The organism is Neisseria sp. HMSC064E01 (assembly GCF_001808875.1).
Classification (GTDB): Bacteria; Pseudomonadota; Gammaproteobacteria; order Burkholderiales; family Neisseriaceae; genus Neisseria; species Neisseria sicca_A.
Window position 1 is genome coordinate 33,502 of sequence record NZ_KV794959.1, and the last position, 11,039, is coordinate 44,540.

At 53.4% G+C, this 11,039-nt stretch carries 15 protein-coding genes and 1 tRNA gene; 5 read left to right on the forward strand and 11 right to left on the reverse strand.

Going from position 1 to position 11,039, the window contains the following annotated elements; translation table 11 throughout:
- Nucleotides 1-125: 125 nt before the first annotated feature.
- The 3 genes from HMPREF2572_RS10125 to tpiA form a co-directional block, all read right to left on the reverse strand.
- Nucleotides 126-211 (reverse strand) — tRNA-Leu (locus HMPREF2572_RS10125).
- A 14-nt stretch (nt 212-225) separates the two neighbouring features.
- Nucleotides 226-588, reverse strand: coding sequence for a preprotein translocase subunit SecG (gene secG / locus HMPREF2572_RS10130; RefSeq protein ID WP_019270391.1), 363 nt, complete (start codon nt 586-588; stop codon nt 226-228).
- Nucleotides 589-595: 7 nt separating this feature from the next.
- Entirely contained in the window at nt 596-1,369 is a 774-nt protein-coding gene (gene tpiA, locus HMPREF2572_RS10135; protein WP_003759302.1) for a triose-phosphate isomerase, read from the reverse strand.
- Between the two features lie 183 nt (nt 1,370-1,552).
- On the opposite strand from tpiA, the gene HMPREF2572_RS10140 reads away from it, so the two are divergent.
- From HMPREF2572_RS10140 to HMPREF2572_RS10150, 3 genes are all read left to right on the forward strand, one after another.
- Nucleotides 1,553-2,056: a GAF domain-containing protein gene (locus tag HMPREF2572_RS10140; RefSeq protein WP_148132327.1), complete on the forward strand. Its 504-nt coding sequence runs from the start codon at nt 1,553-1,555 to the stop codon at nt 2,054-2,056.
- A 101-nt stretch (nt 2,057-2,157) separates the two neighbouring features.
- Entirely contained in the window at nt 2,158-2,814 is a 657-nt protein-coding gene (locus tag HMPREF2572_RS10145; RefSeq protein WP_070498305.1) for a protein-L-isoaspartate O-methyltransferase family protein, read from the forward strand.
- 99 nt (nt 2,815-2,913) lie between these two features.
- Nucleotides 2,914-3,240 (forward strand): rhodanese-like domain-containing protein, encoded by a 327-nt coding sequence (locus HMPREF2572_RS10150; protein ID WP_009310965.1) that lies wholly within the window; start codon nt 2,914-2,916, stop codon nt 3,238-3,240.
- Nucleotides 3,241-3,459: 219 nt separating this feature from the next.
- Here HMPREF2572_RS10150 and HMPREF2572_RS10155 read toward each other — a convergent pair whose 3' ends face one another.
- A complete protein-coding gene (locus tag HMPREF2572_RS10155; RefSeq protein ID WP_049222715.1) occupies nt 3,460-3,903 on the reverse strand; it encodes a PNPOx family protein in 444 nt (147 codons plus the stop codon).
- Nucleotides 3,904-3,967: 64 nt separating this feature from the next.
- A complete protein-coding gene (locus HMPREF2572_RS10160) occupies nt 3,968-4,612 on the reverse strand; it encodes a hypothetical protein (protein WP_003759290.1) in 645 nt (214 codons plus the stop codon).
- 258 nt (nt 4,613-4,870) lie between these two features.
- Between HMPREF2572_RS10160 and rnhB the strand changes: the two genes are divergently transcribed.
- Nucleotides 4,871-5,464 (forward strand): ribonuclease HII, encoded by a 594-nt coding sequence (rnhB, locus tag HMPREF2572_RS10165; RefSeq protein ID WP_070498308.1) that lies wholly within the window; start codon nt 4,871-4,873, stop codon nt 5,462-5,464.
- A 177-nt stretch (nt 5,465-5,641) separates the two neighbouring features.
- Here the strand turns inward: rnhB and HMPREF2572_RS10170 are convergent, their stop codons facing one another.
- From HMPREF2572_RS10170 to HMPREF2572_RS10180, 3 genes are all read right to left on the reverse strand, one after another.
- Nucleotides 5,642-6,430 carry a thiazole synthase gene (locus HMPREF2572_RS10170; RefSeq protein ID WP_070498311.1) on the reverse strand — a complete coding sequence of 263 codons (789 nt, stop codon included), beginning with the start codon at nt 6,428-6,430 and terminating at the stop codon, nt 5,642-5,644.
- A gap of 84 nt (nt 6,431-6,514) precedes the next feature.
- Entirely contained in the window at nt 6,515-6,709 is a 195-nt protein-coding gene (gene thiS / locus HMPREF2572_RS10175; protein WP_070498314.1) for a sulfur carrier protein ThiS, read from the reverse strand.
- Between the two features lie 219 nt (nt 6,710-6,928).
- Nucleotides 6,929-7,282, reverse strand: a complete 354-nt coding sequence (locus HMPREF2572_RS10180) for a winged helix-turn-helix transcriptional regulator (protein WP_070498316.1) — start codon at nt 7,280-7,282, stop codon at nt 6,929-6,931.
- Between the two features lie 104 nt (nt 7,283-7,386).
- On the opposite strand from HMPREF2572_RS10180, the gene HMPREF2572_RS10185 reads away from it, so the two are divergent.
- A complete protein-coding gene (locus tag HMPREF2572_RS10185) occupies nt 7,387-8,406 on the forward strand; it encodes a zinc-binding alcohol dehydrogenase family protein (RefSeq protein WP_070498318.1) in 1,020 nt (339 codons plus the stop codon).
- A gap of 115 nt (nt 8,407-8,521) precedes the next feature.
- Here the strand turns inward: HMPREF2572_RS10185 and thiE are convergent, their stop codons facing one another.
- The 3 genes from thiE to HMPREF2572_RS10200 all read right to left on the reverse strand — a co-directional run bounded on the left by thiE (nt 8,522) and on the right by HMPREF2572_RS10200 (nt 10,949).
- Nucleotides 8,522-9,139, reverse strand: a complete 618-nt coding sequence (gene thiE / locus HMPREF2572_RS10190; protein ID WP_070498321.1) for a thiamine phosphate synthase — start codon at nt 9,137-9,139, stop codon at nt 8,522-8,524.
- 16 nt (nt 9,140-9,155) lie between these two features.
- Nucleotides 9,156-9,803: a nuclease-related domain-containing protein gene (locus tag HMPREF2572_RS10195; protein WP_070498324.1), complete on the reverse strand. Its 648-nt coding sequence runs from the start codon at nt 9,801-9,803 to the stop codon at nt 9,156-9,158.
- 75 nt (nt 9,804-9,878) lie between these two features.
- The gene (locus HMPREF2572_RS10200) at nt 9,879-10,949 is read right to left on the reverse strand and encodes a WG repeat-containing protein (protein WP_070498327.1); all 1,071 of its coding nucleotides are present in this window, start codon (nt 10,947-10,949) and stop codon (nt 9,879-9,881) included.
- Nucleotides 10,950-11,039: the final 90 nt, after the last annotated feature.

The following is an 11,039-nucleotide window of genomic DNA, read 5'->3' on the forward strand; positions in this document are numbered from 1 at the left end:
AATCAGGAAGAAGACAATAGGATAGCAATCAGTCTGAAAGCCTTGTATTTATTAGGCTTGGTTAATGGCATTAGACAGGATTAAACGAAAAAAAACGCCTAGAATTTCTAAGCGTTTTTGCTTGTTGGTGCCGACAGCGAGATTTGAACTCGCACAGCCTACGGCCACTACCCCCTCAAGATAGCGTGTCTACCAATTTCACCATGTCGGCATTTGAAAAAACTGTTATTTCTGCTGCTGAGGAGCGGGTGCAGCAGGTGCAGGTTGGTTTTCAGCGGGAGCGGCGGGCTTAGGTGCCTGCTTGGTTTGTTGTACGTTGCTGAAGTCCAAACCGTGTTTGTTTGTATGGGTATGGATATAAACCATTGCCATGCAGGTTGCGAAGAAGAAAGTCGCTGCGATGGCGGTTGCGCGGCTCAGGAAGTTTGCGTTGCCTGCGGAACCGAATACGCCCTGCGCGCTGCCGCTACCTGACCCGAAGGTCGCGCCTGCGTCTGCGCCTTTGCCGTGTTGCAGCAATACTAACACAACCACTGACAAAGCGGAAATAATATTAATAATCCAGATAAGGGTTTTAAAGGCTTCCATATGTTTTCTACGAGGCTTGTGCTGCGTTGATGATGGCGGTAAATGAGTCATATGATAATGACGCGCCGCCAACCAATGCGCCGTCTACATGAGGTACTGCGAAGATGTCGGCTGCATTGTCTGCTTTCACACTTCCGCCGTAAAGAACGCGGATTTTAACATCGCTTCCGCACAAAGACAAGATTTCTTTGTAGATGAATGCGTGCATGTCGGCAATTTGTTCTACGGTGGCGACTTTGCCGGTGCCGATTGCCCATACCGGCTCGTAGGCGACGGCGATGTTTTTGGTGTTCAGTCCATGCAATACGGAGAGTTGGTGGGCGATGACTTCGTGTTCTTTGCCGGCTTCGCGCTCTTCGAGGCTTTCGCCGACGCACAATAGGGGAATGAGGCCTACGTTGAGGACGTTTTCCATTTTGCGGCGTTGGATTTCGTTTTTCTCGCCGAAATAGAGGCTTCGTTCGGAGTGTCCTATGAGGACGATGTCTGTGCCGATATCGGCGAGCATTTCTGCGGAAACTTCGCCTGTGTAGGCGCCGTTGTTGGGGAAGCGGCTGACGTCTTGAGCGCAGGTGAGGATGCGGTTGTTGAGGACAATCTGCATGGCGTTGTGCAGTTGCAACAGGTAAACGGTCGGTGCGGCGAGGCCGATGAGGACGCGTTCGGCGGTGGGCATGATGCGGAAGCGGTGCATGAGTGCGTTGTTGTTTTGGAGTCGGCCGTTCATTTTCCAGTTGCCGATGACCCATTTTTGATCCCACATTCCGATTTGGTGATACATCTTTTTTGCTCCGTGTTGTGTTTCTTTGGCTGTACGCTGCGTGTAGCGTGATGTAACGTGAAGTTTAGTGGATATGCGACGGGTTAGCAACTTGAAACGGGATGCCCGGGGTCGTCTGAAATGCTGTTTCAGACGACCTGTTTTATAATAACTGCTTGATATACACATATATAGGACATGGCTATGCACACGCTTCATTTTTCGGCTTCGGACAAGGCCGCGCTTTATCGGGAGGTATTGCCGCAGATTGAGTCTGTGGTGGCGGACGAGACGGATTGGGTGGCGAATTTGGCGAACACGGCGGCGGTTTTGAAGGAGGCGTTCGGCTGGTTTTGGGTGGGTTTTTATTTGGTCGATACGCGTACGGACGAATTGGTTTTGGCGCCGTTTCAGGGGCCTTTGGCGTGTACGCGGATTCCGTTCGGGCTCGGGGTGTGCGGTCAGGCTTGGGCGAAGGGCGAGACGATGGTCATCGAGGATGTGAACGCGCATCCCGACCATATTGCCTGCTCGTCTTTGTCGCGTTCGGAAATTGTGGTTCCGCTGTTTTCAGACGACCGCTGTATCGGCGTGTTGGACGTGGACAGCGAGCATTTGGCGCAGTTTGATGAAACGGATGCTTTGTATTTGGGCGAACTGGCGAAGATTTTGGCGAAACGGTTTAAGGCTTCGCGTCAGGCGGCTTGAGACTGAAAAACAGGCGGGCGGCGCGCGCTGAAGTTGGCGTGGCGGGAGTGTGGTTTTATAATGTCTGCCATTGCTAAAACAATTATTTAACGGAGCACAAAATGGATTTTGAAAAAGCGCGGTTCAATATGGTCGAACAGCAAATCCGTCCGTGGGATGTATTGGATTTTGACGTTTTGGACGCTTTAGAGGAGATTCCGCGCGAGCGTTTCGTGAGCGAATCTTTGCAGGGTTTGGCGTATGCCGACATGGAGCTGCCGCTTGCCAACGGACATAAGATGCTCGAGCCGAAAATCGTAGCGCGGTTGGCGCAGGGCTTGAAGCTGACCCAAACCGATACGGTTTTGGAAATCGGTACGGGTTCGGGCTATGCGACCGCGCTTTTGGCGAAACTGGCGGGTAAAGTGGTTTCAGACGACCTCGATGCTGAGCAGCAAAACCGTGCCAAAGCAGTGTTGGACGGCTTGGCTTTGGACAATATCGATTATGTGCAAAACAACGGGCTGACCGAGCCTTCCGCGGGTGCGCCGTTTGATGCGGTTTACGTCGGCGGCGCGGTGGACCGCGTGCCTGACGTATTGAAAGAACAGTTGAAAGACGGCGGCCGCATGGCAGTCATCGTCGGCCGCCGGCCGGTACAGCGCGCGCTGCTGATTACGCGCAAGGGCGGCGAATTTGAAGAAAAAGTCTTGTTCGACACGCTGGTCGCGCATTTGGACGACAAAGAAAACCGTCCTTTCGGCGATTTCGATTTTTAAACTTTTTTGAAATCAAAGGTCGTCTGAAAACCAGCCGGACATGGCAAAACGTTTTCAGACGACCTTTCATCGTTTCCATCATTTCACACACACCACATCATGACGATCCCGCAACTCACTCCGCTGCAACTGCAACAATGGCAGGAAGAAGGTCGCGCGTTCCATCTGCTGGACGTGCGAACCGACGAGGAAACAGCCGTCTGCGCCCTGCCTGACGCCATCCATATCCCGATGAACCTGATTCCGCTGCGCCAAAACGAGCTGCCCGACGACGATTTGCCGATTGTCGTTTACTGCCACCACGGCATCCGCAGCCTGCATACGGCGATGTATCTGGCGGACGCGGGTTTTGAAAATCTGTTTAACCTGCAAGGCGGGATTGATGCTTGGGCTTTGCAGGTGGATGGGACGATGGCGAGATATTGAGATTTCGGATAGGAAAGGGCGGTAGGGCATGGCTGCCGCTTTTTTGCGTGCGGATGATCCGAATATCAAAAATCCTGAAATCCGTTTGCCGGTTTCAGGATTTTTGATTGGGTACTGCTTTTCAGACGACCTTGTATGCAGGGGTCGTCTGAAAACCTTTATCTTTGGGTATTGGTTTAACCCATCAACGTTGAAACCAATCGTCAAGGGTTTAATGATTCAGGCGTTTTGGGCTTCGCGCTGCCAAAGGGTTTTTTGGGCGAAAACCAGTTTGTTGTCCGTAAATTTCACGTTTTCCAAGCGCAACGACCAAACATCGCTTTTCATCGCGCGGGCAAGCGGATGGGCTTTGTAATAGAGGGCGAGCGCTGCTTTTTTCTCTGTTTCGTCAGTCAGCAGTTGCGCACTGGCAGTCAGCTGTATGCCGTTGATTTTGGCGATATTTTCCGGCTGACCTGCGATGGTTCCGGCGATGTTCGGATTTTTCAGCATCAGGCTACCGTGTTTGGAGCGCGCCGAAGTCAGCACAATCAGCCTTGCTTGCGCTTCATCGGGTACATAAAAGCAGCAGGCGCTCCAAATTTCGCCGTCTGCGGCTGCCGCAATGCTGATCACATGGTTGGCGTGTAGGAATTTGATGATGTTGTCGGGGATGGGCTGCATGATGGATTTCGATTGAAAATGGTTCGGAAAGCTTGGATTAAAAACTTTCCGAACCGTTGTCCGTTTAGCGTTTCATTTCGCTTTCAATGGCGCGGATATTGGCCTGACGGTCGTTGACGGCTTGGGTCAGACGGCTGATTTTTGCCTGATCGCCTTTTTTCTTGGCGACATTCAGTTGCGCCTGCGCCCTGACCAAAGCCACTTGTTCGTTGCGGACTTCGTTTTCCAAGATTTGCTTGCGGGTCAGTTGCGGCTTGGGTTTGGATGCCGGCAGGATGGGTGCGGGCAGGATTTTGGCTTTGCGGTTCAACTCGGCGGCGCGGGCTTTGGCTGCTTTCAGGTCGCCGACGGAAGTCGCTTCGCCAAGCTTGCCGTTGCGCAATTTGATGTCCAAACGGGGATTGGCGGCTTCTGCCGTGTTGGTTACGCTGCCGCCCGTCGTGCGTGGCAAGACTTTGATGTCGCCCGGCTCGGGAGCGGCTTCCCCGAGGGCTTCTTTCAGGTCGACACGCTCGGGTACGGCCCTGCCGGCTTCTTCAGGGCTGACGTTTGCAGTGCCGTCCGTATGGGATTCGGTGCAATCATTGCCGATTTTTTTCTCGGTAAATACTGCGTTGCCGTCCACTTTGCAGATATAGCCGGCTTGTGCGGAGAGGGCGGCGCTTCCCAGCCCGAAAGCCAAAATCAGTCGGTAAAAAATCGGTTTCATCTTTATTTCGGTATATGGCAAAGGTTTTGATTATACTATGCAGCCAGTTATAACGAATCAACTTATTTCAAACAAGGTAAAATTTTCCGATGCCGCCTATCATTTTGAGGCGCTGCACGGGGATATCGTGGCGCAAACCTAAACAGGCTGCGGCGATTATTGGGTTAAATATATTGGTTAGGCGGCTGGCGGGATAGGTGTTCCGTTTCGGCTGCTCCTTAGTTTAAATAATGTCCATTTTTCTATTTTCAAACAACGATGACAAATTCTTTTCTGATTGCCGGCGTTGACGAGGCAGGGCGGGGGCCTTTGGTCGGCAGCGTGTTTGCCGCCGCCGTTATCCTACCGCCGTCTTACCATTTGCCCGGTTTGACCGACTCTAAAAAACTCAGCGAAAAAAAGCGCGATACATTGGCGGTCTTGATTAAAGAACAGGCGCTGGCATGGTGTGTCGCACAAGCCGATCCGCAAGAAATTTTCGAGCTGAATATCCTTCATGCCACGATGTTGGCGATGAGCCGTGCCATACACGGGTTGGCGATCAAGCCCGATAAGGTGTTTATCGATGGCAACAGAGTGCCGAAGGACCTTGGCGTGGATGCCGAAGCGGTGGTCAAAGGCGACAGCAAAATCATGGAAATTTCGGCGGCTTCCGTTTTGGCGAAGACCGCGCGCGATGCCGAGATGTATGCGTTGGCGGAACGTTATCCGCAATACGGTTTCGACAAACACAAAGGCTACGGCACGGCGCAACACCTCGAAGCCTTGCAGCGATACGGCGTATTGCCTGAACACCGACGCGATTTCGCACCCGTTAAAGCCTTGTTGGCTCAGGGAAAGCTCTTTGAGTAAACGTTTGCCTGATTTCTTTTTTTAGACGACCTCTGTCCGTATTTTTAAAATTTGTTTTTACCCGAACTTCTAAACTTACCGCGTGAAATGCAGCAAGGACACAAAGCCGTCCTTGCCTCAAACAAGGTCGTCTGAAATTTCAGACGACCTTTTCATATACCCGCAACACGTTATTCATCAATACTCCGCCGAATGCCAAAACGGCTGCCCTACGGTCGGCGTACTGGCTTGCGCTTTGGTACGCGCTTCGACCGGTTCGGCTTTAAATGCCAGCCGTCCGGATTCGACGGCAAGTGCGAAGGCGCGCGCCATGTTGACGGGGTCGCCGCTGCGGGAAACAGCGGTGTTCAGCAATACGCCGTCAAAACCCCATTCCATCACTTGCGCCGCCTGCGAGGGCAGGCCCAAGCCCGCATCGATAATCAGCGGCGTGTCGGGCAGGCGTTCGCGCAGGACGTTCAGCGCATAGGCGTGAACCGCGCCCAAACCCGTGCCGATCGGTGCCGCCCACGGCATTAACGCCTGACAGCCCGCGTCAAGCAGGCGGCGGCAGGCAATCAGGTCTTCAGTGCAATAAGGCAGCACTTTGAAGCCGTCTTTAATCAGGATGTCCGCCGCTTCGACGAGCTGGAAGACGTCGGGCTGCAACGTGTCGTCGTCGCCGATGAGCTCGAGTTTGATCCAATCGGTTTCAAACACTTCGCGCGCCATCTGCGCCGTCGTTACCGCCTCCTGCACGCTTTGGCAGCCGGCGGTGTTCGGCAGCACCGGGATACCGATTTCTTCCAAAAGCGACCAAAACCCCTGACCGTGCGCCTCGCCTCCGCTTCCCGCACGACGCAGCGAGACGGTAATCATCGCGGGGCGGGCGGTTTGGACGGATTGTTTGAGGATTTCTGGCGTCGGGTAGGCAGCCGTGCCGAGCAGCAGCCGCGAAGGAAAAGTTTCTCCGTATAGGGTGAGCATGATGGGTTCCTTTTGTCCTGATTTAAATTTAATCCACTATAACGTTGTTTTGGGGGCAGGGGTCGTCTGAAAAGGCAAAACCTCCTAGCCGCCGACCACCGGTCGCACGATATCGACTTTGTCGTTTTCGTTCAAAACCGTTTCCGCATATGCGCCTTTGGCGACGAATCCGGTATTTACCGCGACGGCAAAAGGCTTTTGCGGCGCGGTTTGGGCGATGAGGTCGGCAACGGTTTTGCCGTGAAGTTCGGCGGGTTTGCCGTTTAAGATGATGTTCATGGTTTCTCGATATTTCGTATGTATAGTGGATTAAATTTAAATCAGGACAAGGCGACGAAGCCGCAGATAGTACAGATAGAGACCTTTGCAAAATTCCCCAAAATCCAGATAGTACGGAACCATTCACTTGGGTGCTTCAGCACCTTAGAGAATCGTTCTCTTTGAGCTTAAGGCGAGGCAACGCCGTACTGGTTTAAAGTTAATCCACTATAAGTTTCTTTATTCGCGATGCGCCTGCTCTTGCTTGAACCCGTCGCCCCATTCTTTCAATGCCGTCAGTACGGGGGCAAGCGTTTTGCCGTAGTCGGTCAGGCGGTATTCCACGCGCGGCGGGACTTCGGGATACACGGTACGCAAAATGATGCCGGCAGCCTCCAATGCACGCAGTTGCGCGGTCAGCGTGCGCTGAGACATATCGGGCAGGATGCGGCGGATTTGGTTGAAGCGCAGCGTGCCGTCCGTGTGCAGGCGGTAGAGTATCGTGCCTTTCCATTTGCCGCCGATGACGGAAAGCGCGGCTTCCACCGAGCAGCCTTCGGTGCAGTCATAGCTTGGGTGCGGTGTGCGGGACATGGTGGTATCCTTTAAGTAACTATCTGAAAAATATGTGCGTTCTTGTTAATGATATGTTTCGGGCGCATGATACACGCTTTCAGACGACCTATTAGGAAAACATTATGAAAGCCATCGGTTTTACCCGCCCATTACCCGTTTCCAACCCTGAGGCCTTGCTCGACATCAATCTGCCCGAACCCGAACTGCGGCCGCACGATATTTTGGTTGCCGTGCAGGCGGTTTCGGTCAATCCTGTCGATGTGAAAGTCCGGGCGGCGCATACGTCTGCGGCAGGAGAATACCGCGTATTGGGTTACGACGCGGCAGGCATCGTTCAGGCAGTCGGCAGCGAAGTGCGGAACTTCAAAGTCGGCGACGAAGTGTATTACGCGGGCGCCCTCAACCGTCAAGGTTCAAACGTACAATTACAAGCGGTGGACGCGCGCATTGCCGCCAAAAAGCCGCGTTCGCTGGATTTTGCCCAAGTTGCCGCGCTGCCACTGACGGCGATTACCGCATGGGAAACGCTGTTCGACCGCTTGGACGTCAACAAACCCGTGGCAGGCGGCGCAAATGTGCTGCTTTTAATCGGCGGCGCAGGTGGGGTCGGCTCGCTTGCCATCCAGTTTCTGAAAAAGCTGACTGACATTCAAGTCATCGCCACCGCCTCCCGCCCCGAAAGCCGCGCGTGGGTGAAGGAATTGGGGGCGGATTTCGTCATCAACCATCATGAAAACATGGCGGAACAGGTTGCCGCGTTAAATATCGGCGCGCCATCGTTTGTTTTTTCCACTAACCATACCGACCGCCATCTGCCGCAAATCGTGGAACTCATCGCCCCGCAAGGCAGAATCGCGCTGATTGACGACCCCGAAACGTTGGACGTGAACCCGCTCAAAGGCAAAAGCCTGTCGCTGCATTGGGAATTTATGTTTACCCGTCCGCTGCGCGAAACGGCAGACATCGAACGGCAGGGCGAAATCCTGGCCGAAACCGCGCGGCTGGTGGACGAAGGCATCATCCGCCCGACCGCCACCCAAGTCCTGCACGGCATCAATGCCGCTAACCTGCGCCACGCCCATGAGATGCTGGAACGCGGGGATATGGTCGGCAAACTGGTGGTGGAAGGCTGGGACAACTGAATCCGCCGATTATTTTTGCGCCGTTATGCCCGCTTCTGCCTGTATGGCATCCGAAATGACGGCAATCGAATATCCTAATTGAGCAGGTCGTCTGAAATTTGGTTTTCAGACGACCTTATTCATTCCACAAATCCCGAAACGCTTTAACCACCGCTTCGGGATTTTCTGCTTCGGTAACGGCGCGGACGACGGCGAGTGAAGAAACGCCGGTTGCCAATACATCTTCGGCGTTGTTTAAATCGATGCCGCCGATGGCGACGACGGGCGTGCTGCCTGCCTGTTTCACATATTCGCGCAGTTTGTCCAAGCCTTGCGGGGCGGTGGGCATTTGCTTGGTTGTGGTCGGGAAAATCGCGCCGCTGGCGACGTAGCTGGGGTGTACGGACAGGGCGCGGTCGAGTTCGGCGACGGAGTGCGTACTCAAACCCAAACGCAAACCGGCGGCTGCGATGGCGGCAAGGTCGGCGGTGTCCATGTCTTCCTGTCCGAGATGCACGCCGTATGCGCCCGCTTCTATCGCCTCGCTCCAGTGGTCGTTGATGAAAAGCTGCGTGCGGCTGCCCTGACAGGCGGCGACGCAGCGGGCGATTTCGCGTTTCAATTCATCGCCGTGCAGGGTTTTGCAGCGCAGTTGCACCGTGTCGGCACCTGCTTTGACCATGCGCTTCACCCAATCGGCGGTGGGAACGACGGCGTAGAATTTGAGCGGGGATTTTAGGGGCGGGAAGGTCATTGGGTGTCCTTTTAAATTATCGCTGATGGCGTTCTTTCAGGCGTTCGGTATGCGCCCGCAGTTTTTCTCCATCGGCTTGGTATTCGTTTGAAGACAGCACGGCAATTGCCGCTTCTATTTCCTGTGGCAGCAATAAGGTCGTCTGAAAACGTCTGATATAGGATGCTGCCTGTCTGATACGGCAGACATTCGGCGGCATTTGCGTTTTCAGTTCACAATCGCCGAGAAAAACCACCATTGAATGAAATTTTTCTTCCGGCAGTTGCAGCAGTTCGGATAATGCCTTGATGTGTGCGTAATTTTGGCGCAACGGATTTTGAAAGTAGTGTTTCTGCTTATAGACGACTTGAGTCCATTTCGATTGCTTCTCGCTGCCGAAAATCCAACCTGTGTAATTTTTGGTTTCTATGACAAATATCCCGAAAACCGAAACATAGATATGGTCGATTTGCGTCGTGCCGCTGCGTGACGGAATAATTAAATCGTGAAATTCGATATAGGTTTCTTCATCCAAATCTTTTCCGATTACTGAACGGACTGCCCGTTCGCCTATGCGTCCTTTTACTTTGGGGTTTTGGAGAAATGCTTTCAAGAAAAGCAGGGGAATGACGAGCAGGAAAATCCAAAAGATACCTGACAGGTTTCCTATTGCTTGTTCAATCATGACGTTTTCCTTTTTGTTTTATTGTTTAATAAAGTGAGTAGAGTGGTATAGCTATCTGATGAGGTCGTCTGAAACTCATTTCCTGCGTTTCAACAAGGCTTCTGCTTCGGGATAATCTTTCAAGCGAAACGGGTTGTCGTTCCAAGAGCCGTTTTTCTGTCTTTCGGGCTGTTCGGCAAGTGTGGCGCGGATATCATGGCGCAGGTAGGTTTCCAGTGGTTGCGGCGTGTCGTCTCTGACGGGTAGAACATAGAGCCGTTTGCCGTCCGCGCCGGCGAGAAAGCGTTCGCCTTCAACGGTGTTGCCTTTGCCGTCAAACAGGACGATTTCGTAATACGGATAGCCTTGCACGGGCTGCGACACGATTTCAAAGCGGTAGGCAGCGCGTTCTTCGGCAGTTTTGTATGGCGAATGGCGAACTGCTTCCAGTCCGACAATCAGGTTTTTGTAGCGGTTGATGCGTTGCAGAATATCGCGTTCGGCGGCGGTGTAGGCAAACGGGTGCGGATAAAATTTGCCGTTTCGTTCGATGTCGGAAGCGGCGCGGCGAGTGTCGCTGGGGGCAACGGTATTGCCGCGTGCGTCCATCATGCCCCAAGTGCCGCCCTGTACGGTAGTGTGTTCTTCGTCCACGTGCACTTCTCGGCAGCCGTCGCAAAATGCGGCATAGCCGTATTCAAACTGTCCTGCCCAATCGTGTTGGGCGGGAGTGACCAAGTTGTCCGCGCGGTCGGCAAACCCGACTTTGCCGTCTTTGGAAACATAGCGGCGCTTGCCTTCCGAAAAATAGTCTGCCGCCGCGTCGTACATCATCGGCTGATATAAAAACCTGCCCTGCCGCGAATGCAGGAAAAACGGCGAATAGGCAACTTTGCCCCGAATTTCTCGGCTGCTGTCCAGAAACAGCAACTCGCCGTCGGCGGTTTCGCCGTGTTTGACGTGTTCGCACATAAATTCGCAGTTGTATTGCGCAGGGACGATGATTTTGCCGCTTGCGGTTTTTGCGCCGAATTTGCCGTTTTGTTCGAAATAAATGATTTTTTCGGCAGAACGCGGTTTGGGGTCGTCTGAAATCTTGGGCGCGGCAAGGGCTGCGGAGTGGGCGAGTAAGAGCGCGGGCAGTAAATACAGGGATTTCAGATTCATTGGAAACCTTGCTGATATTAAGTAGATTGAGACGATGCGACGTTGGCGCGCCTTGCCGTATTATAGTGGATTAACTTTAAACCAGTACGG